The organism is Vibrio sp. JC009 (genome assembly GCF_029016485.1).
In the GTDB taxonomy this organism is placed as follows: Bacteria; Pseudomonadota; Gammaproteobacteria; order Enterobacterales; family Vibrionaceae; genus Vibrio.
On sequence record NZ_CP092107.1, the window covers coordinates 928,632 to 950,180 of the forward strand.

Annotated in this window: 22 protein-coding genes; 6 read left to right on the forward strand and 16 right to left on the reverse strand. The window is 45.0% G+C overall.

Annotated elements, in window-relative coordinates; translation table 11 throughout:
- The first annotated feature begins 40 nt into the window (after window positions 1–40).
- The 3 genes from uhpA to uhpC are packed head-to-tail and all read left to right on the forward strand — an operon-like array spanning window position 41 to window position 3,547.
- On the forward strand, window positions 41–649 hold the full coding sequence (gene uhpA, locus L3Q72_RS18995) for a transcriptional regulator UhpA (protein WP_275133729.1): 609 nt from the start codon (window positions 41–43) through the stop codon (window positions 647–649).
- A gap of 9 nt (window positions 650–658) precedes the next feature.
- On the forward strand, window positions 659–2,191 hold the full coding sequence (uhpB, locus tag L3Q72_RS19000; RefSeq protein WP_275133730.1) for a signal transduction histidine-protein kinase/phosphatase UhpB: 1,533 nt from the start codon (window positions 659–661) through the stop codon (window positions 2,189–2,191).
- Window positions 2,192–2,203: 12 nt separating this feature from the next.
- Window positions 2,204–3,547, forward strand: a complete 1,344-nt coding sequence (uhpC, locus tag L3Q72_RS19005) for an MFS transporter family glucose-6-phosphate receptor UhpC (RefSeq protein WP_275133731.1) — start codon at window positions 2,204–2,206, stop codon at window positions 3,545–3,547.
- Between the two features lie 165 nt (window positions 3,548–3,712).
- Here the strand turns inward: uhpC and L3Q72_RS19010 are convergent, their stop codons facing one another.
- Window positions 3,713–4,786 carry an SDR family NAD(P)-dependent oxidoreductase gene (locus tag L3Q72_RS19010; RefSeq protein ID WP_275133732.1) on the reverse strand — a complete coding sequence of 358 codons (1,074 nt, stop codon included), beginning with the start codon at window positions 4,784–4,786 and terminating at the stop codon, window positions 3,713–3,715.
- Between the two features lie 96 nt (window positions 4,787–4,882).
- Here L3Q72_RS19010 and L3Q72_RS19015 point away from each other — a divergent pair, with 96 nt between their 5' ends.
- On the forward strand, window positions 4,883–5,806 hold the full coding sequence (locus L3Q72_RS19015) for a LysR family transcriptional regulator (RefSeq protein ID WP_275133733.1): 924 nt from the start codon (window positions 4,883–4,885) through the stop codon (window positions 5,804–5,806).
- Window positions 5,807–6,107: 301 nt separating this feature from the next.
- Here the strand turns inward: L3Q72_RS19015 and L3Q72_RS19020 are convergent, their stop codons facing one another.
- The 7 genes from L3Q72_RS19020 to L3Q72_RS19050 all read right to left on the reverse strand — a co-directional run bounded on the left by L3Q72_RS19020 (window position 6,108) and on the right by L3Q72_RS19050 (window position 11,949).
- Window positions 6,108–6,725 (reverse strand): LysE family translocator, encoded by a 618-nt coding sequence (locus tag L3Q72_RS19020; protein ID WP_275133734.1) that lies wholly within the window; start codon window positions 6,723–6,725, stop codon window positions 6,108–6,110.
- Window positions 6,726–6,766: 41 nt separating this feature from the next.
- Complete coding sequence (locus L3Q72_RS19025) at window positions 6,767–6,898, reverse strand: hypothetical protein (RefSeq protein ID WP_275133735.1); 132 nt, start codon at window positions 6,896–6,898, stop codon at window positions 6,767–6,769.
- Window positions 6,899–6,923: 25 nt separating this feature from the next.
- A complete protein-coding gene (locus L3Q72_RS19030) occupies window positions 6,924–7,250 on the reverse strand; it encodes a multidrug efflux SMR transporter (protein WP_275133736.1) in 327 nt (108 codons plus the stop codon).
- Window positions 7,247–8,191, reverse strand: a complete 945-nt coding sequence (gene gshB, locus L3Q72_RS19035; RefSeq protein WP_275133737.1) for a glutathione synthase — start codon at window positions 8,189–8,191, stop codon at window positions 7,247–7,249. The genes L3Q72_RS19030 and gshB overlap by 4 nt, the downstream gene beginning before the upstream one ends.
- Window positions 8,192–8,233: 42 nt before the next feature.
- On the reverse strand, window positions 8,234–9,784 hold the full coding sequence (gshA, locus tag L3Q72_RS19040; protein ID WP_275133738.1) for a glutamate--cysteine ligase: 1,551 nt from the start codon (window positions 9,782–9,784) through the stop codon (window positions 8,234–8,236).
- 98 nt (window positions 9,785–9,882) lie between these two features.
- Complete coding sequence (gene fghA, locus L3Q72_RS19045; protein ID WP_275133739.1) at window positions 9,883–10,722, reverse strand: S-formylglutathione hydrolase; 840 nt, start codon at window positions 10,720–10,722, stop codon at window positions 9,883–9,885.
- A 78-nt stretch (window positions 10,723–10,800) separates the two neighbouring features.
- Window positions 10,801–11,949 carry an S-(hydroxymethyl)glutathione dehydrogenase/class III alcohol dehydrogenase gene (locus L3Q72_RS19050; protein ID WP_275133740.1) on the reverse strand — a complete coding sequence of 383 codons (1,149 nt, stop codon included), beginning with the start codon at window positions 11,947–11,949 and terminating at the stop codon, window positions 10,801–10,803.
- Window positions 11,950–12,137: 188 nt separating this feature from the next.
- On the opposite strand from L3Q72_RS19050, the gene L3Q72_RS19055 reads away from it, so the two are divergent.
- Together L3Q72_RS19055 and L3Q72_RS19060 are read left to right on the forward strand one after the other, a co-directional pair.
- Window positions 12,138–13,007 carry a LysR substrate-binding domain-containing protein gene (locus L3Q72_RS19055; RefSeq protein ID WP_275133741.1) on the forward strand — a complete coding sequence of 290 codons (870 nt, stop codon included), beginning with the start codon at window positions 12,138–12,140 and terminating at the stop codon, window positions 13,005–13,007.
- 151 nt (window positions 13,008–13,158) lie between these two features.
- Complete coding sequence (locus L3Q72_RS19060) at window positions 13,159–13,752, forward strand: DUF938 domain-containing protein (RefSeq protein ID WP_275133742.1); 594 nt, start codon at window positions 13,159–13,161, stop codon at window positions 13,750–13,752.
- Between the two features lie 197 nt (window positions 13,753–13,949).
- On the opposite strand, the gene L3Q72_RS19065 is transcribed toward L3Q72_RS19060, so the two are convergent.
- The 8 genes from L3Q72_RS19065 to L3Q72_RS19100 all read right to left on the reverse strand — a co-directional run bounded on the left by L3Q72_RS19065 (window position 13,950) and on the right by L3Q72_RS19100 (window position 21,545).
- Complete coding sequence (locus tag L3Q72_RS19065; RefSeq protein ID WP_275132130.1) at window positions 13,950–15,212, reverse strand: MFS transporter; 1,263 nt, start codon at window positions 15,210–15,212, stop codon at window positions 13,950–13,952.
- Between the two features lie 135 nt (window positions 15,213–15,347).
- Window positions 15,348–16,520, reverse strand: coding sequence for a hypothetical protein (locus L3Q72_RS19070; protein ID WP_275132131.1), 1,173 nt, complete (start codon window positions 16,518–16,520; stop codon window positions 15,348–15,350).
- A gap of 8 nt (window positions 16,521–16,528) precedes the next feature.
- Window positions 16,529–17,206 (reverse strand): energy transducer TonB, encoded by a 678-nt coding sequence (locus tag L3Q72_RS19075; RefSeq protein WP_275132132.1) that lies wholly within the window; start codon window positions 17,204–17,206, stop codon window positions 16,529–16,531.
- Window positions 17,207–17,611: a biopolymer transporter ExbD gene (locus L3Q72_RS19080; protein ID WP_275132133.1), complete on the reverse strand. Its 405-nt coding sequence runs from the start codon at window positions 17,609–17,611 to the stop codon at window positions 17,207–17,209.
- Window positions 17,608–18,093 (reverse strand): MotA/TolQ/ExbB proton channel family protein, encoded by a 486-nt coding sequence (locus L3Q72_RS19085; protein ID WP_275133757.1) that lies wholly within the window; start codon window positions 18,091–18,093, stop codon window positions 17,608–17,610. The genes L3Q72_RS19080 and L3Q72_RS19085 overlap by 4 nt, the downstream gene beginning before the upstream one ends.
- Before the next feature lie 86 nt (window positions 18,094–18,179).
- Window positions 18,180–19,502, reverse strand: coding sequence for a MotA/TolQ/ExbB proton channel family protein (locus tag L3Q72_RS19090; RefSeq protein WP_275132134.1), 1,323 nt, complete (start codon window positions 19,500–19,502; stop codon window positions 18,180–18,182).
- Window positions 19,499–20,263 carry a DUF3450 domain-containing protein gene (locus L3Q72_RS19095; protein ID WP_275132135.1) on the reverse strand — a complete coding sequence of 255 codons (765 nt, stop codon included), beginning with the start codon at window positions 20,261–20,263 and terminating at the stop codon, window positions 19,499–19,501. Before L3Q72_RS19095 ends, L3Q72_RS19090 begins: the two co-directional genes overlap by 4 nt.
- Window positions 20,264–20,294: 31 nt before the next feature.
- A complete protein-coding gene (locus L3Q72_RS19100; RefSeq protein ID WP_275132136.1) occupies window positions 20,295–21,545 on the reverse strand; it encodes an MFS transporter in 1,251 nt (416 codons plus the stop codon).
- Between the last annotated feature and the right edge of the window lie 4 nt (window positions 21,546–21,549).

Consider the following 21,549-nt stretch of genomic DNA (forward strand, 5'->3'; position numbering starts at 1 on the left):
CTATGTTTCTGTTTATTCTTAAATCGTTTGGGCTTTCACTATGATCAACGTAGCACTTGTAGATGACCATACTATCGTTCGTTCCGGCTTTGCGCAGTTGCTTTCACTGGAAGATGATATTCAAGTTGTAGGTCAGTTTGATTCTGCCGCTGAAGCGCGAAAAAAACTGCCTGGTATTCAGGCTCATGTCTGCATTCTTGATATTTCAATGCCAGACGAAAGCGGGTTAAGTTTACTGGCGGATCTCCCTTCAGGACTGGCTTGCGTAATGCTAAGTGTTCATGATTCAGCCACTATGGTAGAAAATGCACTCAATGCCGGAGCAAAAGGGTATTTAAGTAAACGTTGCAGTCCGGAAGAACTCATTCAGGCAGTGCGCACGGCTTATTCCGGAGGCTGCTATCTCACGCCCGCTATCGCACTTAATCTGGCTTCAGCCAGTCGTGCAACCAGCTCACTGGAAAGCCTGACCAAAAGAGAACGCCAAATAGGGGAATTGCTCGCCAAAGGAATGGAGGTCAGAGCCATAGCGGACCAGTTAAATCTAAGTCCAAAAACGGTTCATGTTCACAGAGCGAACGCTATGGAAAAACTTGGCGTGACCAATAATGTCGCACTTGCCCGTTTTTTTGAGTCTGATGTGATATAAGCGGCCTTTATGCGAAACTCTCCGATACTCAGCCTGAGTATATTCCTTGGCATGTCTTGCAGCTGGTTCTGCCTGTGGGTCATTTCGTACCATTTCGTATTGGATGCCGAGCTGGCAATTCTTTTTTTCCCATTTGCTTTACGTCTGGGGAGTTGTCTGCATATATCCCGGACATACTGGCCGGCAGTCTACCTTTCTGAATGGCTGCTCACGATATCTCTTGCACTTCTGATGGAGCAGCCCCAATGGTTCTCAGTTCTTGGGGCCAGCATGGCAAGCTACCCTTTTCTCTGGATGATAAAACCACATTACTATGGCGAACAATGGCGTAAGTTGATGTTTATGGGAGCATGTATCCTGATGCAAACCCTTATCAACATATTACTTGTTGATTTGTCATACTCTATGTTGCTGACTGTCAGTTTGGTGAGCATCACCGGAGGGCTGATGCTGGTCCCTTTCTGTTATTTGCTCAGAAGTTACCTTTTTAATACCAACTGGGCTCCGCTCACTGCAAGTTCAATTTCGAGTTCTACACATCTGCGCTATCAGCATATAGCACTTTATGCTGTCCTGTTCGCCGCCAGCATTGCAGTGCAGATCGGTTTGCCCAGTGATATGCGTAGTTTTGCTCCATTCTGTCTTGCTATACCAATTGTACTGCTTGCCTATCGTTACGGATGGCAGGGCGCATTGATAGGGACTCTACTCAACAGTGTGGTTCTTATAGCGGCACGGGGTAGCATATCTCAGTTGGAGATCACCGACTTACTGTTATCTCTTAGTGCTCAGAGCCTGACGGGTATCATCCTGGGCGTAGGTGTACAAAAACAGCGTGACCTCAATGAACAGCTACGAAAAGAGTTAAGCAGAAATCAGAACCTGTCAACTCAGCTGGTTAAAGCGGAAGAGTCAGTACGCCGTGAAATCGCGCGAGAATTACATGATGAGATTGGTCAGAACATTACTGCGATTCGCACTCAGGCTAACATCATCAAAAGAGTCAATAATGTATCGGCAAGCGAGCAGTGCGCTTCTACTATCGAAAAACTATCTTTAAATGTCTACGACACAACCAAAGGACTATTGAGCCGGTTACGCCCTAAGATTCTTGATGACTTAGGTATTAAATGTGCGTTAAAGCAGCTGGTCTCTGATCTGGAGTGCGAGGCAAATGGAATCGAGGTTAGTATCCATCTATCTGAAGATCCCACATCCGGTAATAAGCTTGCTGACCTGAGTGACACGCTAAATATCACTATCTATCGTATTTGTCAGGAGTCCCTGAACAATACCGTTAAATATGCCCAGGCATCGAATGTTACGGTGAACATTCATCTTTCAGATAAAATAAGGATTGTAATCGCAGACAACGGAATTGGAATCGATGCCAAAGATACCTTTCAGGGTTTTGGCTTAAAAGGAATGAAGGAAAGGGTGCAAGCATTGGGGGGAACCCTGCACATCCGCTCCTGTCTGCACAATGCGAATCCTCAACACAAGCATGGCACAAAAATTAGTGCCGAACTCCCGTTAATATAAGTACCCTGCCCTATGTTTGGAATATTAAAAATCCCGTCAGAATCCAGCCATGAAAGAATCCCTGCAGATCAGGTGGATGACTGCTACAAACACTGGCGTATACATATTATGTTTACTATGTATATCGGTTACGCGGCATTCTATCTGACCCGAAAGAACCTGAACTATGTCATGCCGGTAATGATCAGTGATCTGGGATTAGATAAGTCTGACATAGGTATGATGGGGACCTTATTCTACATTTGTTACGGCTTATCCAAATTCGTGTCAGGCATGATGTCAGACAAGTCCCGTCCCCGGTATTTTATGGGTATAGGATTAATTATTACCGGGATCGTTAACATCCTATTTGGCTTTTCCAGCTCTATTGTTATGTTGACCTTTTTGTGGATATTAAATGCTTGGTTTCAGGGATGGGGCTGGCCTGCCTGCTCTAAATTGCTGACAAGCTGGTACTCCCAGTCAGAACGGGGGCGCTGGTGGGGAGTGTGGAACACCGCGCACAATGTCGGCGGCGCTATGATCCCGCTTCTTGTTAGCTACCTGACGCTGCACTATAGCTGGCGCTACGGATTTATTGTTCCCGGATGTATTGGGGTGGCTGTTGGTCTGTTTCTTTGCTTTTATCTCAAAGATACTCCTAAGTTTATGGGACTTCCCAGTGTTGGTTCCTGGCGGAATGACAGTCTGGAAAAGACCAACGAGAACCTGGATCCAGGAATGTCCTATGGCAATATCTTGAAAAAGTATGTTATTCGAAACAAGTTTATCTGGTTACTCGCTTTCAGTTACGCCCTGGTTTATTTTGTCAGAACATCCATAAATGACTGGGGTAATTTATACCTTACGGAAATGCACGGTTTTGACCTAATCACGGCAAACTCGGCTATCTCATTGTTTGAAATCGGCGGCATCTGCGGATCTCTTGTTGCAGGTTGGGGCTCTGACCGTCTGTTTGGCGGAAACCGGAGTCCAATGAATTTGTTGTTCTCTATTGGCATTTTCATGTCTGTAGCAGCCTTATGGTTAATGCCGATGGCGAGTTTTGTAGTGCAGGCTGCCGGGCTATTTACTATCGGATTTTTTGTATTCGGCCCCCAAATGCTAATTGGTATGACCGCAGCAGAATGTTCACATAAAAGCTCTGTCGGAGCGGCAACCGGGTTTGTTGGCATATTTGCTTATATGGGAGCAGCAATAGCAGGGTATCCTATTGCTGTTGTTCTGGAGTATTTCAGCTGGAGCGGATTCTTCATGATAATTTCACTCTCTTCTGCTGGCATAGGCCTGCTCCTGTTACCGTTTTTGTTGGTTCAGACTCCGGCTATAAATACAGTGAAAGCTCAAACTAAATAGGACTATTTGTACCATCGAAAACATCAGATAAAGCTAGTGGTAACCGATAAACACAATTACCGGTTACCACTAAACATTCTACAAGCTGGGGGTTGGGCAAATTAAGTCAGATCTTCAGTATTTTCTTTGAACTGAACACCTGCGTACCCGGTGTTCAGAGAACGATTAAAGTGTTAGCACAACACTATTTAGGCCCTGAAGTTGCCCTGCTTCATCGATTCCTTGCTCAATTTCCTCAATAGAGAAAGTTTTTGCAGGGATCTGAGACAGATTGATCAACCCGGATTTAACCAATGAAATCAGTGCGAGGTAGTCTTCTTTGGTGTACATGAAGTTACCTTTAATTTCCCAGTTATTCAGAAGTAGCTGGTTATAATCAATAGACAACTCTGCCAGAGTACTTCCCATCAGAATTAACTGGCCGCCACGTTGCAATGCATTCAGACTTACTGAAGTACTGTGAGAGTCAGTAGACTGCCCAACCATACAAAGTGCCTTGTGCGCCGGAGTAGCAAATGCCTGGCGAAGTGCAGCAACATCGGTCTCGACATCACCGGTTTGTGCCACAACCCTTACGCGCTCTTCTGCTACGTTCAGCTCAGAAACCACTTTGCTAAGTTTGGCTTCGCTGCGTCCGGTTAATATAACATTGGCTCCCATTGCCAGTGATAGCATAACGGCAGCAGAGCCGAAGTAACCACTTGCACCATTGATGATGACGGTTTCACCAGCCTTAAGCTGCATTCTGCGCAGCCCGCCAAACGGAACAACCAGCTTTGCGATAGATGCAAGTGTAGCTGAGTCTACGCCATCGGTATCTTCGATTGGGAAAACAACAGAAGCAGGGAAATCTCCGTATTGACGCCAAGTGCCATTCGGATACTCTTCCAGCATAGGTGCGCTTCCCATACTGATACCCGTTAACCCAATAAGAACCCGTTCAGGCTCACTCACGGCCTCATCTTTTTCCCAGTTACAATCTACGATAACTCTTTGGCCCACTTCCAGACCCAGAACGCCTTCACCAATCTCATGTACGACACCAACAGCGTTAGTACCCGGAGTAAATGGCATTGGTGGATACATGTAAGGCAGTTTGCCCTCAAGGTAATTTCGGGAGTAACTTAGTAGTGGTGTTGCTTCAAGCCTGACTACTACGCCATTTCTTTTCGCTTGAGGGATGTCACTTTCAACAACTTTAACTGGCTGGTTTGTATCTAATAACTTAACTTCTAACATACCAATATTCCTGTGGTCTGGTTCTCGTGTGGATTTGAATCTTAGCAACTGGCGAGGTATCCTTGAAATTGATTATTTAGATTAGGGGTATCGATAATGGCGATAGATGGTTCGACAGATAGTTTAAGAAAGGTGGACTTAAATCTGCTCGTTTCATTAAATGTCCTGTTAGATGAGAACAGCGTCACTGGAGCAGCCCGTAGATTAAACCTGAGTCAATCTTCAGTATCTACTCAGCTATCAAAGTTAAGAAGAGTTTTCGACGATCAACTGTTGGTTCCTGCCAGCAACGGTAGAGGAATGCTACCAACCTCGAAAGCCAAAGAGATTCGTTCATCATTGAAACACCTTCTGCATGGTCTGGGGGAGTTGGTATCGCATGGTCAGGAATTTGACCCAAAAACAGACAAACGTATCTTCAATGTTGCCATTGCAGATTATCCCCTGACAATAATTAGCAAAGTCTTAGTGCCTAAGCTCTTTCATGAGCTCGGAGACAGAGTTCAAATCGCTTTCCATACAGATGTCAGGCAAGCGAATGAAATGATGGAAAGAGGAGAGCTGGATCTTGTGATTGCATCTGAAAGAGGTATTCCTCTGGACTCTAAAGCGGCTTTGCTTTTTGAAGAAAAATTTGTCCTGGCACAAAGGAAAAATCACCCAAGAGGAACAAAACCTCTGTCTCTGGACGAATACTGCCAGCTTAAACATATTTTGGTATCGACTTCAGGAGGAAGCTTCTTCGGCTTCATGGACGAACAGTTGCAAAGCCTGGGAAAATCACGGCAGATTGCGCTGTCAATTACACAGTTTAATATGGTCAATGAGCTGCTAAAAGGCTCCGACTTTGTCTGCACTCTTCCTTCTAAACTGGTACAGCATTATTGTGATGACCTGGACGAGTTTGAGCTCCCCTTTGAAGCAAAAGGATTCAAACTCTATCTGGGCTGGCATACAGCTTATGATAAAGATCCGGCCATCAACTGGCTAAAGTCTCTATTTATAGAATCATATAATTAGCGCAACACGTTTCTGCTTATAGCAAAGAGTGCGACTGGAACAAACCCAAATAACACCCGCACAAATACTATCTGCATCGGAGAAATCTGCAGGGCTGCCAACTTCATAAAAATGAAGTTACTTCCCCAGATTAAGCCGACAAAACTGAATGCGAGCAGCGTTAAGTGTTTTTTAGAAAACAGCATAGTAAAGGTTCTTTTTCTATTTGATTTAATGAGAGTGCGCAGCCGACAAATTTATCACCATGACACCAAAAGCGATAAATGAAATACCAATCCAAACGGTTACATCCAAGGCGTAATTATTCTTCATAAACAAGACCTAATCCGAATCCAACGAAAGCGGCAGCTGTTAACTTATTGAATATCTTCATTGGGCCTTCCTTTGAAAGGACATTAGCTAGCCGAGATGCAATAAATGCATAGGTTGATAACACCAAAAGGGACACACTCTCAATAGTAAGGATCAATACTGCGTACTGTGGTATTACACTCGTTGTCAGGTCTATAAACTGTGGGAAAATTGCTGTAATAAATGCGATTGCTTTAGGATTTGCCAATCCAACACTAAATCCTTCTTTAAAACTTGCACGTATCGTCCTGTTGCTCTTTGTTCTTTTCACTTTTCCAAGCTTGTTACTCGGGGCTCTCCATGCTTGAACTCCCAAGTAAATCAGATATAAACAGCCCAGTACTTTTAGTGCATAAAATAAAGAGTGAGACGCCATTATAATAGCCCCTAATCCTAATGCTGATATAGAAGCCAGAATTACCATTGCGACAAAGTTACCTAAAATGCCAGAAATCGCAATTCTTCCTCCATATAAGATAGAGTTCTTAATAGTGAGGATAGCTAATGGCCCAGGGATAACAGTTACAGCGAAAGCCAAGGTAAGATATAGAGCGTAGTCATTAATCATAAGGGATGCTCGTCTTGTGGGTTTTGTATTGCGAAAAAGGATTATACTGCTTCTACTATCTGCATCGGAGAAATCTGCAGGGCTGCCAACTTCATAAAAATGAAGTTACTTCCCCAGATTAAGCCGACAAAACTGAATGCAAGTAGCGTTAAGTGTTTTTTAGAAAACAGCATAGTAAAGGTTCTTTTTCTAATTGATTTAATGAGAGTGAGCAGCCGACATGTTTATCACCATGACGCCAAAAGCGATAAATGAAATGCCAATCCAAACGGTTATATCCAGGTGTTGCTTGTAAATAACCATAGACAGCAAGCTAACTAATACGATAGCCGAACCAGCCCATACCGCATGCACTATGCCAACAGGTAAGTCTCTCATTGCCTGTGAAAGGAATAGAAATGCCGCTATGTGTCCAAGAATAACAATTGCACCAGGTACAGGACGTGTGAAACCGTCAGCCGCTTTCAGGGCTACATGAGAGACAGCTTCAGTTAAGACACCCATTAATAGAAAAAACCAAGTCATAATAACTTTTCCTCAAGCGCATCCATCAGTTTACCCGTGATGGAGATATCAAATGCCGCTTCTATTTCACGGATGCAGGTTGGGCTGGTTACGTTTATTTCAGTGAGTTTGTCACCAATCACATCCAGGCCAACAAAGATAAGCCCCTTTTTCTTAAGGATGGGGGCAACGGCGTTTGCAATCTTAAGATCTGTCTCACTTAATGGTCTTGGTTCGCCTCTGCCGCCTGCTGCAAGGTTACCTCGGGTTTCTCCTTTGGCCGGAATTCGGGCAAGGCAGTAAGGCATTGGCTCACCGTCAACAACCAGGATCCGCTTATCGCCATTGCTGATATCCGGAACAAAAGTCTGTGCCATAGCATAGTATTCGCCGTGGTTGGTCAGAGCTTCAATGATAACGGAGACGTTAGGATCGCCTTGCTTTACCCGGAAGATGGACGCACCACCCATACCATCCAGCGGCTTAAGGATAATATCGCCGTGCTCATCCTGAAATTTGCGGATCCTTTTTGCTTTACGGGTAACAATCGTTGTCGGAGTCAATTCCGGGAACCAGGCGGTAAACAGCTTCTCGTTGCAGTCTCGCAGGCTCTGAGGTTTATTGACGATTAGTGTGCCTTTCTCTTCAGCGCGCTCAAGGATATAGGTTGCGTAGATATATTCTGTATCGAACGGGGGATCTTTACGCATTAATACAGCATCCAGCTCAGAAAGCTCAATAGTCTGCTCTGATTTGAATTTGTACCAGCCGTTTGGATCCTCTTTTAGCTTTACGATCTTTGTCTCTGCCATGGCAACGCCTTGTTCCAGGCTAAGGTCCTGCATTTCCATATAATGGATTTCATAACCGCGTTTTTGCGCTTCAAGCAGCATGGCGAAGCTTGAATCTTTTTTTATGTTAATGGATGAAATTGGATCCATTACTATGCCAAGTTTAATCATTATTTACTCCCGATTAATCAGGTTCATCAAAGAAAACACACCTTAGGAATTTGCAATAAGAAAAGCATCAAAATCTAATACATCGGATTTCTCTGATGCTTCTTGTTCATGCAATGAGCGAGCGACTTCATTTTCCATATCTTGTGCGTTATAAAAACGGTAGTGATGCTTTAAATGTGAGCACGTATGCCTTGTTCCCATCTCATGACCGAATTGTCTGAACCCTCCCGCCTTTTCAATATCAGCCTGTAGCAGACCGGCCGTCGTGAATTCAGGATCGTGAATTGCTGCAGCCAGTTTATGACACACGGATTGATACTTTATGTCTCCGCTTGCTTTATCCATCGCCTTTGCAACCGCGATAATTTCTTTGATTATCAACATCGCCCACTCCTGCAGCGCCTGAGCATTGTCACTGGAGCAACACTCAAGCTGCAGTCCGGGTTTCCTTCCCTGATAAATAACTTTATTCCAGTTACTTAAGCAGATGTCCTTTTCTTGCTTTGTCATCAAGTCGGAGTCTTTTAAGACTGCCCATATCAAAAATAAGTCCAGGAACCGGACCTGCTCTTCACTTATGCCCACAGCGCTATACGGATTGATATCCAGTGCACGAACTTCAACATATTCAACGCCCCGCTGGCTCAAGGCCTCATAGACTTTCTCATCCTCTTCAGGAACTCGTTTAGGCCTGATTGGTGCGTAAAGCTCATTTTCCATTTGCAGAATATTGCTGTTGATCTGTTGGTGTTCACCGCTCACTTTTACACCAATCTGTTCGAAGGCAGGCGAAGATGTCTGTGTTGCTTTTTTCAGACCAGACAAATAATCATCCAGGCTATCTAAACCAATATTAAGTTGCTCCTGATTGCTATTGGAATAGCCAATATCGCTTAAACGCAGAGAAGTAGCGTAAGGCAGATACAGCATGTCTTCAGCTTTAAGGAATGGCTTATCCGTCTTCAATTCTTTTACGTATGAAGAACACACCGCCGGAGAGGCACCAAAAAAATACGGTATCAGCCATCCAAACCGGTAGTAATTTCTGATCAGCCCGAAGTAAGCATTAGATTTGGCTTCTTGCCGCTCTTGTTCCTGCTGTTTGCCAAATAAATCATCCCAGAAGGATTCAGGAAATGAAAAATTGTAATGGACACCTGAGATGATCTGCATCTTACTGCCATACCTGTGCTTAAGACCTTTTCTGTAAAGCGTCTTAAGCCTTCCGGCATTGCATGCGCCATACTGCCCGAGAACGATATCACTTTCATTCACCTTGTAAGGCATCGACATTGGCCACATATATTCGTTGCCCAGATTGGTCTGGGTAAAATGATGGATATCTTCCAGTTGTGCAAATAACGTCTCAATATCTGTCGAAACGGGTGTCACCAGTTCAAGTTGTGATTCCGAAAAATCGGTTGTGATCCATTGATTTGCATAGGCGGAGCCCAGCGCTTTGGGGTGAGGTGTCTTAGCAAGTCGGCTTTCTTCGCTATAACGCAAAGCCTCTCGTTCAATGCCACGTTTCAGGTTATTCAATACACTTGGGTTTTGGGATACCCGGGCTAATTTCAAAGAAAAACTGGTCATAAAGCAAATACATATAGTGGTAACCCAGGTGTCATGCACCTGGGTTTATTTCGTACAGTCAACCGCCGGTATTCCGGTCAATTACGCGACAAACTTATTCAAGCCGTTAAATGCTTAGCATGAAATTCCAGATGGTCGTCTATAAAGCTTGAGATAAAGAAATAGCTATGGTCATAGCCAGGCTGCATTCTCAGTTTAACGGCTGAGTCAGTGGTCTCTGCGGCTTTAAGCAGTTGCTCTGGTTTGAGTTGCTCTGCCATAAATTCGTCTGCATCCCCCTGATCGACCAGGATTGGCAGACCGGACTTTTTATGCATCAGTAGTTCACATGCGTCGTAGGTTTTCCAGGTAGAAAAATCATTGCCCAGATATTCTGTGAACGCTTTTTTTCCCCAAGGTGCCTGCATCGGATTTCCAATAGGACTAAAGGCTGAAATAGATTGATACTGCTCAGCATTATTAAGCCCGATAACCAGTGCGCCATGCCCGCCCATGCTATGGCCCGAGACTGATTTTATCCCCGATACCGGAAAATTCTTTTCAATCAGCTGCGGGAGCTCTTCAAGAACGTAAGAGTACATGTGGTAATGCTCTGACCAGGGCTTTTGAGTCGCATTGACATAAAAGCCGGCGCCTTGCCCCAAATCATAGCTTTCGTCGTCAGCAACATCATCGCCGCGAGGGCTGGTATCAGGAGCAACAATCGCAATACCCAGCTCTGCCGCTTTTTTAAAGGCCCCGGCTTTTTGCATAAAGTTTTCATCGGTGCATGTCAGGCCAGACAGCCAGTACAGGACAGGGACAGGGTTTGCCTTTGAAGCGCCTGGTGGTAAAAATACCGCGAAGCGCATATTGCAGTCTAAAGTGCGGGAGTCGTGGGTATACTGCTTGTGCCAGCCCCCGGCAACCTTATTCTGACTTATGTTTACAAGTGTCATAGTCTTTACGATTTTACGTTGGTATGACAATCGCCGCGTCAACGAGAAAACACAGCGATTGTCATCGGATTATTGATATTACTTATCCATATGGATAACAGTACGAATACTCTTACCTTCATGCATCAGGTCAAAGGCTTCGTTGATATCTTCCAGCCCCATGGTGTGAGTAATAAACTCCTGCAGACCAAACTCACCTGCCATGTAGCGATCGACAATTTCAGGTAGTTCAGAGCGGCCTTTAACGCCACCGAATGCGCTGCCACGCCATACACGACCCGTTACCAGTTGGAACGGACGAGTGGAGATTTCCTGACCTGCACCGGCAACACCGATAATGACAGATTCGCCCCAGCCTTTATGGCAGCACTCAAGTGCCTGACGCATCACATTCACATTACCGATACATTCAAATGAGTAATCCACACCACCGTCGGTCATTTCAACGATCACTTCCTGAATTGGTTTATCGAACTTTTGAGGGTTGATAACGTCAGTCGCGCCTAGCTGCTGAGCCAGCTCAAACTTGCTTTCGTTAATATCAACACCAATGATTCGGCTTGCACCCGCCATACGGGCACCGATGATGGCAGACAGACCAATACCGCCCAGACCAAAGATAGCGACTGTGTCACCTTCTTTTACTTTTGCCGTATTAAGAACCGCACCCATGCCTGTGGTCACACCACAACCTAACAGGCAAACCTCTTCAAGTGGCGCATCTTTGTTTACTTTCGCCAGAGAAATCTCCGGTAGCACAGTGTATTCAGAGAAAGTAGAGCAGCCCATGTAGTGATAGATAGGCTCACCATCTTTATAGAAACGGGTTGTGCCATCGGGCATCAGGCCTTTACCCTGGGTTTCACGTACCGCCTGGCAAAGGTTGGTTTTGCCCGACTTACAGAACTTACATTCGCCACATTCTGCGGTGTAAAGCGGAATAACGTGGTCGCCAACTTCAACGCTGGTTACGCCTTCACCGACCATTTCGACGATACCGCCACCTTCATGGCCCAGAATTGAAGGGAAAATGCCTTCCGGATCATCACCGGAAAGGGTGAAAGCATCGGTATGACATACGCCGGTGGCAAGAATGCGAACTAACACCTCACCTTTCTTAGGCAGTTGAACATCCACCTCTTCCATTTTCAGTGGTTCACCGGCTGCCCATGCAACCGCTGCTTTTGATTTGATAAATTCCTGACCCGGTTTGATATCTAATGACATAGTCAATTCCTTAGAATTCAGTACAAGATAAAGTCCTAAAGATGGAAACGTTTAGAACTCGTGAACATTTAAGTTAGGCGTATTTTAAATATTTCCTCTTATTTGATAATCCGGTGAAATTAAAAATGTCTTTTACGTATACGTAATAATCGATAAACTGTTGATGAACTAATTAATGAGAACAAGACATGGCCAACTGGGAAGGTGTCACGGAATTTGTAGCGGTGGCAGATACACAATCATTCACTAAAGCGGCGAAAAAGCTGAATACCTCAGTTGCGCAGATAAGCCGGCGAGTTTCAATGCTGGAAGAGAGGCTGGCAGTAAAATTGCTGCTCAGAACAACCAGAAAAGTATCCGTCACAGAAGCAGGACAAATCTACTACCTTCACTGCCGCAGTCTGGTTGAGGGGCTTGAAACCGCAGAGCTTGCCGTAACTCAGATGCAATCGACGCCGAAGGGGTTGCTAAAGATAACCGCGCCTGTCGCTTATGGTGAGTCCCATATTGCTCCATTGCTCAATGATTTTCTGGAGCTTTATCCTCAGGTTGATCTAGAACTCAACCTGACTAACTTAACGGTTGATCTTATTGAGTCCGGTATGGATGTCGCTATTCGTCTGGGGCGTCTTAAAGATTCCAGCCTGATCGCAAAAAGGTTAGCCTACCGGCAATTGTTTGTCTGTGCCACACCGGGTTATCTGGAAAAATATGGTATCCCCCATACTTTGTCCGAACTGGACAATCATAACTGTCTGGTTGGTTCTTCTGAATATTGGCGTTTTAAGGAAAATAAAACGGAGAAATCCGTAAAAGTAACCGGACGTATTCATTGTAACTCGGGGTTTGCACTGTTAAATGCGGCCACTCGTGGTTTAGGTCTGGTTCAATTGCCGGAGTATTATGTTCAGGAAGCTTTAGATTCCGGGAAATTAGTTGAAATATTAAGCGACTACCGGGATGAAAAAGAGGGGATCTGGGCACTGTATCCACACAACCGGAACCTGTCTCCCAAGGTTCGGTTACTTGTCGATTTTTTGGCAGAAAAATTGAGTTAATTGCAGACAATGAAGTCCTGAGTTGATAATCCATTTCTTCTGAGAAACACTTTTACAGAATAGACAATAATCAGCGTAATGGATTATTGGTATAGTGGCGGCTTAATAATGGATAAACCAAAGAACGCTTAATTTTTGCAGGTGGACAATCATGTCGAAGAACTTTAGCCGGTATTTTGAAAGAAACAAGAGACCGATTTTGGATCAACTATCCAATTATTTTAAATCCATTGGACATGTTCTGGAGATCGGCTCCGGTACCGGACAACATGCAGTGTTTTTTGCCTCTCGAATGCCTCACTTGAACTGGCACACCAGTGATATGTCTGAAAACCATACCAGCATTAATGCATGGATAGCAGAATCTTCCTTGAAGAACATTCATGCTCCGGTGGAATTTATGGTAGGCCGAGATGCCTGGCCTGATATAGAGGTTGATGCGGTATTTACGGCAAATACAACTCACATTATGCAGCCTTCTGAAGCAAAAAAAATGATGGAGTTAGTTTCAGAAAAACTCCCTGAAGGCGGTATCTTTTGTCAGTATGGGCCAATGAAAGTGGATGATGAGTTCACTACTCAAAGCAACAGGGAGTTTGATGAGTATCTTAAACAGAACGGGTTCGGAGGAATTCTCGATATTGAACAACTGGACTCATGGGCCGCTGACTTAAAATTAACGACTAAAGTAGCAATGCCTGCTAATAATTTTTTGTTAGTCTGGAGTAAAAATTCAGCGAGTTAATGCCTGTGTTCAAATGGATTAGTCTAGACTGAATCTATCAGAGTTTGCCCTCGATCTCCTAATATCGAATGAAAACTACCGATGATCGTTTTTGGACATATTGATGAAGAAAAGAACATAAATCTGGTGGCTGCACAGTTGAATGTGTAGTTTATCGAGCGCTTACAAAACAACTGCTGTTTATAATTTAATCTCCTTCAGGTTGCTTCGGCATTCAGGTTAACGTGCTCGTAGTATTTATGCTTAAGCAGTGTAATTAAACAGAGAAGTTCTATACAGTTGCCTAGTATAAATACCATTGAATAACCCAGTGTGCTAGCAAGTGCCGTTGCAACAGATGTGAAGATTATCTCATTTAGTGTCTGGGCACTCTGAAAAGTCGCGATATTTGTACCGGGCTGGGACGTTTTCTGAGAAAAACGCATGGTGTAAGTATATGTACTTACTGTTACCAGCCCCATGCCTAACCCGACAATCAATGCCGCCATCCAGATAACAGAGGTTGGTGTGTACATTGTCTGTGCAATTACCGCCCAAAGCCCGCCCCCCAGTATTACCATACAAAGCCCGGTAGCCAGGGTAAACTTAAATCCGCGGCTATTAAGCACAGGCCTGGCTATCAGACAGCCGAGTATTGTCATTATAATATAAGCAATACCTGTGATAACGCCTATGTCTGTCATAGACCAGTTTCGGTCAGTCAGTACAAATCGAATAAGGCCTAAGATCATAACACCATTAACAGTCGTCAGTGAGCAGAGTAACAGACTTGATTTTGCATTCGGGGTGCGCCAAAAACGACGGAGAGAAGCTTGTTTACCGGCTAAGTCCGTATGGACTCCTGAGTTCGAACTATGAGTTGAATGTTCATTTCTGGTTTCAGGCCAGAAAATAATGGGGGTCATGGCCAGAACCACCAGTAATGATAGTCCCTGGCAGGTCACTGAAAACCCGAATTTCTCAAACAGTGCAAGGGTAAATGGACCCGCGATAAGCATTCCTGACAAAACACCGCACATCTGAATGGTATTAATAAGACTTAAATGCTTTACCTGGCTGTTTTCTGCTGCAAATCCGTCGGTTGCTATGTCCTGTGTTGCACCGGCAAAAGAGATTAATACCAAAATACATGACAGAGTTGGAATGGAGCTTTGTTCTACAGAGACAAAAGAGAGCAGGAATATGGCAATTGCAATGGTAAGCTGCATTGGAATGATCCAGGTTTTTCGCTTTCCTATCCTGCTGCACCAGTAATTATCAACCTGGGCACTCCAAAGAAACTTTAGCGCCCAGAAAATACCCGCAATCTGAATCATGCCGACATCTTCCAGTGCAAACCCTAACGTCCTGAGAAGGGTTGGGATGCTGTTAAAAGCAAGCCCCATAGGAAGCCCCTGAACCAAATACAATCCACATAGGGTCAGAATGAACTTGAAACTTGGTTGTTTTTTAGTTTCCATAACGGTTTCAGCATTGCCTATCCATAAATCCACAATGATAACTATTCTCATTACATTGAAGGCGGAACAATAGCAGAATCGGGAAGAGATAAGTAAAAAACGGGAATTTTTACCCAAAAACGCGCTTTCATCATGTTATTTGTGTTCATTCCTGACATTAGTAAGATACTTAACCCAACCAATCGTGCTTTCGGATGCTTCCAGTCGGTGAGCTTGGGTCGCTGCGTTTAATGCCTGGGTGAGCTCCCCAAGCTCGTTTAATACCTGAGCCTTAGTGACCAGTATGGATGAGTCCTGAGAAGGAACTTTGTTAATCGCGTCAAGAGCCGCTCTGTAATCTCTTAGCCTAAGTTTTACCAGGGCGTACTGTCTGAAATAGGCGGGATTGATTTTGGCAGCTTTATGCCAGCTCTCCAGGGCATGTTCCCACTCTTTCGCCAGTTGCCAGTAGGTGGCTTGTTGCGCCAGCAGATCTGGCGATTCATTGATGCCCTGCAATCGCTGATAGGTTTGTGCAGCCTTCATCGGAACCCCTGCCTGAGCGTATAGCTGAGCCATCAGCTTGATCTTCTCTCTGATTAACATGAAATTAGCCCTGTCTGCCTGCTGAAGCGTTATCAGCGCAGAGGCATGATTTTCCGTCTGCATATAAAGCGTTATCAGCTGTTTCCACCAAAGCTCGTTATTGGGCTCTTGCAATCGCAATAATTTAGTGGTCCCAATCGCACTTTTCCATTTCTTCCGGGCCAGTTGCGCACTAAGCAGCATATTAAGCGGCATTACTTTAGGCTTTATCTTTGCAGCCCGGCGGTATTTCTGTTGCTTAGAAACAGAGCTTTCCACTGAAGACCACTTGTGTTGCTGATACTGGGCCTGTGCGATTCGAAGCCAGATCCATTCTAAGTCCTTAGCATTCTGATACATATCAAGTAGATGACCGTAGCGTAATTCTGCTTGTTTGTATTTCCCCTGCATCAGCAAAAGGTCCGCCAGCATTCTGCTTGTGTCTTTCTGCTCAATATCTGATAGTTGACCCGAATCTGCAGCCAGAGAGAGGTGCTGCACGGCCAGTGCGGGCTGATCCAGTTGCCAATAGAGCCCACCCAACATTCGGTTAACATAGGCCTTGTCGTATTCTCTCTGTGAATTTATCTGAGTCAGCACCTCAACCGCCTTCTGGAATTGCTCTTCTTGCTGATATTCATAAGAGCGATGTACCTTACGTACAACGGAAGAGGAAAGATCTTGTGCCCAGACGCAGGAGGCACTCAACCCTGTTAAGGTACTCAGGACAAGTAAATAAATCATCCGTTTCATCATTGCAGTTTAAACTCCAGCTTCACCTTTTGCCCGGTTTTACCCAGAGCAAGCCCATTGACAATCTGAGGCTGATATTTCCATCTTTTCAGTGCTTTTAACGCTTCACGGTTGAAGATTCTTGCCGGTTTAGCCTCGATAATTTCAATGTTTTCCGGCTTACCACCAGAGTCTATGTCGAAACTTAACACCACATAGCCTTCAATCTTTCTCAGCAACGCCTTTCTGGGGTAGACAGGCTCAATACGGTGCAGAGGTATCAATTGCTGACTATGCCCAGTTTGCACCGGTACATCCGCAGGTTGGAGCACTGTTTTCTCCGCTGTTACCTCAACCGGGGCTAGTGCAGGCACTGAAACTGACATACCGGCAACGGAAAGATCCATCTTGATTTCTGGCATTTTTTCCAACGCTGGAGTCTCCATCGGGAACTGAGTCTGAGGCTGAGACAGTTTTATTGGCTTAGGCAACTGCGGAGTCAATTTTGGTGGCTCGGGCATCACCCTGTTTATTCTCTGGTTGTCTTGCTCTTTTTTACTGGCAAAAATGTCGAACTGAAGTGGTTCGCTTCTGTCTCTCACAGGCTTAGTGTTGAGGTCCACCATCCATGCCATCACACCAATAAGGCCATAGCATATTGCCAGTGCGAGCGGGAAGGCGACTATCAGACGTATCATCTATTTCTGCTCCGTTGCCAGTGCAATACTTTTAATCCCGGCCCCTTTTGCCGAATCCATGACAGAGACCACTGTGCCGTTAAAAGCAAATTCGTCAGCCTGAATAACAACCGAGGTGTTAGACTGCTCTGTCAGTATGTGTTCCAGCGTTGCCTGAACCCGCTCCTTATCGACAACCCGCTTGTCAATGTAGATATCGTTGTCAGCCGTTACTGCGATGAGAATGCTTGCATCTTTCTGGCTTACGGAATGGGATGCCTGAGGGCGATTTACTTCCACACCGGACTCGTTAACAAACGAGCTGGTAACAATAAAAAAGATTAGCATGATAAAAACGATATCCAGCATGGAAGTCATATCAACCTGCGCGTCTTCAGCATTATTTTTTCGGTTACCCAGTCTCATGCACGGCTCCTCATCAGTTTCTCTAAACGTACTTCTCGCTTCTCAATAGCTGCAGTTAAACGGGCGTAAGAAAAAACACCTGCCAGCGCTGCTACCATCCCTGCCATTGTCGGTATGGTTGCCAAAGAGATACCGGATGCCATTAACCTTGGCTGCGATGTCCCTTGTGTTGCAAGAATATCAAAAACTGAAATCATGCCGGTTACTGTGCCAAGCAGCCCCAACATCGGAAACAGACTGATCAGCAGCTTGAGCAAGTTGAGATTTTTGAATAACTCTACATGGGCTTCACTTAACCATGCGTTACGCTGCTTTTGAGCAAACCATGATTGATGGTCAACCCGTTCTCCCCATATTGTCAGCCAGGTTTTCTGACGTTTGGGGAAGGTAACAAACAGATAGATCAAGCGCTCTACCGCCAGGAGCCAAAAGAGTATCAGCGAGACGGCCAGCCACCATAGTACCGGACCACCCTGAGCCATAAACTGGTCAATACTACTACCCAGACTGATGTGCTTGCTTATATTGAGGCTACTTAACGCGTTTATCCATTCCATGCCATCTCACCTCAAGCTGCACGCAGCGTCATATCCTGCTCTGCACGCTGAGCGACAAGTCCAATACCTTGTTTTTCAAGTAAAGTACGTATGTTTTCCGCCTGAGAGCTTAATACATTGTGAAGGAATAGCAGTGGCATAGCAGCTATCAGGCCCAGTACCGTTGTGACCAGTGCGGTTGAAATACCACTTGCCATAATTCTTGGGTCTGCGTTTCCGTACTGAGTAATGACCTGAAAAGTTTCAATCATACCGGTAACAGTACCGAGCAGGCCTAGCATAGGAGAAAGTGCCGCAAGTAGCTTGAGCATAGAGAGACCTCTTTCCAGTTTCTGCTGTTCATCAAGAATGGTCTCATAGAGCCGGAGTTCAAGGGCTTCTACGTTGGGTGATTGATCGTACTTATAAACGCTCAACACCCTGCCAAGTGCGTTGTTACCAATGGCGGTAATGTCTTTCAGTTGCCTCCGGACTTTTGCCTGAGTGATAAACAGGAAACTTCCCTGAGTCAGACCAATAACAACACCCAGGGCAAGAATACCCAGAATCACTTTGCCCACAGCACCTCCCTGGTTGATTCTCTGCTTCAGAGTAGGAGCTAATGAAAGCTGCTCCAGCAATTTACCTTGAGACGGGTCAAAAGCCAGCAGTTGTCCGCTGGCTTTTGATGCCTTCATACCAGGGGCTGCTCCCGGCTGAACCGCATAGGGTCTCGCGCTATGTCCCTTGCCCTTCCAGACCAGATAACCCGACTCATCCACTAAGCCGAATGCTCCGATTCGAAGTACTTGCTTGCTGCCATGCACGCCATTCGCCTGAGTATAAGGCACAGTGACATAGCTGAGCTTCGAGCCAGCTTCAAGTTGATCATTCAAAGTATTCCAGAGGGTATAAAGCTGAGCTTTGGATGGCAGCCTTCTGGCACCAACAATTTCTTCAAGCGTTCTGAAATTCTCTTCCTGAGTAATTGCCGCGACAGAATTGCTCTGATGAACCTGAATCTCTTTGGCTACCTGGCGCACCACGCCAAACAGCTCCCCTAAACTTCCGGATTCCAGATGCAGTTTTTTCTCTTTCTCTGCCAACAACTTTTCATTGGTACTAAATTGGTCGCTCAGGGTATCAATAATGCTCTGGACCTGACTTCGTCTGGCAAGCAAACTGTCCCTGAGTGCTTTCAGCTCTTGCTCTTCGGAAAGAAATTCAGCTTCTCTCTGTTTGTTCATGGTTTGCTCTTTTGCCCTGGCCTGCTGAGTGCTCTTTAGCAACGTACTTGCAGTTGCAGGGAATGATGCCAAAGAGATGAGTAGTGAGATGAACATTAATGATTTCATTGGTTAATCTCCAGAGCAGACAGGGGAAGCATCAAGAGAGAGGGTGACGCCAGCTTGTTAGCAACAGAGAAAGCTTTATCCAGCTCGGTATTAGCGACAGCCTCCAATGCTACCCAATGTTGTTGCTCCTGGCTCCAGTACCAGTATGTCCGGTGATCCAGACTACGGGCGATAAACGAAATATGGCCGAGATAGAGTTGTTCCACTTCCCGGGAAACACCGTTAATCTCCACCAAACTTGTATAGGTGCCAAACTTAGTGACGTAATCCAGTTCGATTTGATACGCCTCCAGAATGCGACGATATTTTTCAGCATCACTAACACCAGATTCAGTCATCAGCTTTTTCAGCTTGTTGATGCGCTCTGTGCGGGTTTGTTTACGAATCGGCATATCTTGCTCAACGTAAGCTTCCAATCCATCAAGCATTTCATACATCAGAGGTATAACGCTCTGGCGGGTATCGGTGATCTCTTCCAGCTGTAAATCCAGCCCGGAAAGCTCTTGGTTCTGACTCTCTATCAGTTTGTCTAAATGGCCTTGATAGATTTCAAGGTTGTTGATTTCACTGCGGAGGATATCAATTTCCGCTTTTAGGTCGAAGGAGGCATCAGAGCTGCCTGTCACAACTTCCTGGCTCTTTTTAGCATCAAAGATAATGGCCTTTTCGATATTAGCGGATTTATCCAGAGTAGAGGCCTGAACCGGCAGTACTATCGAAGTAATAATCAGGGTTAATATCCGCATTGTTTTGTCTTCCATTGTGTATCCATCTCAAAGTAGTGAAAAACAATTAACCTACTGCTAGCAGTTGGTGATGTTGTCGCTTTCGGAAAGAAATAAATAACAGAGCAATCAGGGTGGTAATAATTGTTAAAGTAAAGTGAGTCGTATAACCAAACTCAGAAATGATCGCACCGCATAGCAAAGCCATGACAATCGCAACCAGCATATCCACAGACTGAAAAAGTGAGAAGTCCACTCCTGATTGTTCACCATATGAGAGGTCCATCATTAATGTGTAAAGAGCGACGAACTTAGCTGCAGAAACAACTGCATTAGTGACGTAAAGAATGTGGAGACCATATTCAAAACCAATATAAGTCAACGAACAAGCCATAAGCACAGAGAAAATAGCAGCTTCTATCACCAGAAATAGAAGCAAGACGCTGAATGCGCTAGAACGTTTTACAGCCCAGCCTCCTATTCCAACTCCAGCAAGACCTGTTATCACACCTCCTCCGGCAACTAATAGTCCAAGGTCTGCTAAGTTTATTCCCTGGTCGACCAAAAAAGGCATCATCATTGCGAGAGTACCGCGTGTTCCTAGTTGACATAAGGCGACAAGAAGCAGGCCCAAACGAACTTTAGGGTTGGAGAGCGCTTTTTTAATGGAAGGCTCTCTTTTTATGCTTTCACCGGTTGCTGTTTGAGCATTGTTCGCCTGCTTAAATAAATTCAGGCATGGTAAAGATATAACTAAAACCAGGCACGCCAAAATAAGCATCCCGTAGTTCCAGCTTATCTGGCTGGTAAGATAAATAAAAAGACCACCCCCAAAGACTCCTCCCAGATATGCACCGCCAACCTGCATCATATTCCCCAGATAGCGTTTCTCTGCAGGGAGTTGGTCAACCGCTAGACCATCGGTGGTTATATCTGCGACAGTAGAAATAAAAGTGAGGCTAAGGACACTGGCAAACAAGATTCCAACGTTGGATAAGTTGCCTGTTTTAGCGAGGAATAACATTATTCCAATTATCAGTAATTGTGTGCCAAAAATGAGATAGCCGTGATGAGCCAGTCCGGTACCTTGTTTTCGTGACAGCTCTACCTTAGGAGACCAGAGAAACTTTATTGCCCAAGGCAACATAGCAGCATAGAACAAGCCGATCTGAGAAGTAGAAACACCCTCCGTTCGCAATACTGCAGGTATCCCTTGGAGAGTAAACATTCCAAGGAGTGACTGTATGGTGTAAACACTCAAGAGTACAAGCAACAGTGATTTAAGCCCCAAAAGGGGCTTTGTAGGTTTATTGCTCATCTGA

Bases quoted from the DNA above. Each gene is read 5' to 3' on its own strand.
- uhpA (WP_275133729.1), top strand. From the start codon at position 41: ATGATCAACGTAGCACTTGTAGATGACCATACTATCGTTCGTTCCGGC.
- uhpB (WP_275133730.1), top strand. From the start codon at position 659: ATGCGAAACTCTCCGATACTCAGCCTGAGTATATTCCTTGGCATGTCT.
- uhpC (WP_275133731.1), top strand. From the start codon at position 2,204: ATGTTTGGAATATTAAAAATCCCGTCAGAATCCAGCCATGAAAGAATC.
- L3Q72_RS19010 (WP_275133732.1), bottom strand. From the start codon at position 4,786: ATGTTAGAAGTTAAGTTATTAGATACAAACCAGCCAGTTAAAGTTGTT.
- L3Q72_RS19015 (WP_275133733.1), top strand. From the start codon at position 4,883: ATGGCGATAGATGGTTCGACAGATAGTTTAAGAAAGGTGGACTTAAAT.
- L3Q72_RS19020 (WP_275133734.1), bottom strand. From the start codon at position 6,725: ATGATTAATGACTACGCTCTATATCTTACCTTGGCTTTCGCTGTAACT.
- L3Q72_RS19025 (WP_275133735.1), bottom strand. From the start codon at position 6,898: ATGCTGTTTTCTAAAAAACACTTAACGCTACTTGCATTCAGTTTTGTC.
- L3Q72_RS19030 (WP_275133736.1), bottom strand. From the start codon at position 7,250: ATGACTTGGTTTTTTCTATTAATGGGTGTCTTAACTGAAGCTGTCTCT.
- gshB (WP_275133737.1), bottom strand. From the start codon at position 8,191: ATGATTAAACTTGGCATAGTAATGGATCCAATTTCATCCATTAACATA.
- gshA (WP_275133738.1), bottom strand. From the start codon at position 9,784: ATGACCAGTTTTTCTTTGAAATTAGCCCGGGTATCCCAAAACCCAAGT.
- fghA (WP_275133739.1), bottom strand. From the start codon at position 10,722: ATGACACTTGTAAACATAAGTCAGAATAAGGTTGCCGGGGGCTGGCAC.
- L3Q72_RS19050 (WP_275133740.1), bottom strand. From the start codon at position 11,949: ATGTCATTAGATATCAAACCGGGTCAGGAATTTATCAAATCAAAAGCA.
- L3Q72_RS19055 (WP_275133741.1), top strand. From the start codon at position 12,138: ATGGCCAACTGGGAAGGTGTCACGGAATTTGTAGCGGTGGCAGATACA.
- L3Q72_RS19060 (WP_275133742.1), top strand. From the start codon at position 13,159: ATGTCGAAGAACTTTAGCCGGTATTTTGAAAGAAACAAGAGACCGATT.
- L3Q72_RS19065 (WP_275132130.1), bottom strand. From the start codon at position 15,212: ATGGAAACTAAAAAACAACCAAGTTTCAAGTTCATTCTGACCCTATGT.
- L3Q72_RS19070 (WP_275132131.1), bottom strand. From the start codon at position 16,520: ATGATTTATTTACTTGTCCTGAGTACCTTAACAGGGTTGAGTGCCTCC.
- L3Q72_RS19075 (WP_275132132.1), bottom strand. From the start codon at position 17,206: ATGATACGTCTGATAGTCGCCTTCCCGCTCGCACTGGCAATATGCTAT.
- L3Q72_RS19080 (WP_275132133.1), bottom strand. From the start codon at position 17,611: ATGAGACTGGGTAACCGAAAAAATAATGCTGAAGACGCGCAGGTTGAT.
- L3Q72_RS19085 (WP_275133757.1), bottom strand. From the start codon at position 18,093: ATGGCTCAGGGTGGTCCGGTACTATGGTGGCTGGCCGTCTCGCTGATA.
- L3Q72_RS19090 (WP_275132134.1), bottom strand. From the start codon at position 19,502: ATGAAATCATTAATGTTCATCTCACTACTCATCTCTTTGGCATCATTC.
- L3Q72_RS19095 (WP_275132135.1), bottom strand. From the start codon at position 20,263: ATGGAAGACAAAACAATGCGGATATTAACCCTGATTATTACTTCGATA.
- L3Q72_RS19100 (WP_275132136.1), bottom strand. From the start codon at position 21,545: ATGAGCAATAAACCTACAAAGCCCCTTTTGGGGCTTAAATCACTGTTG.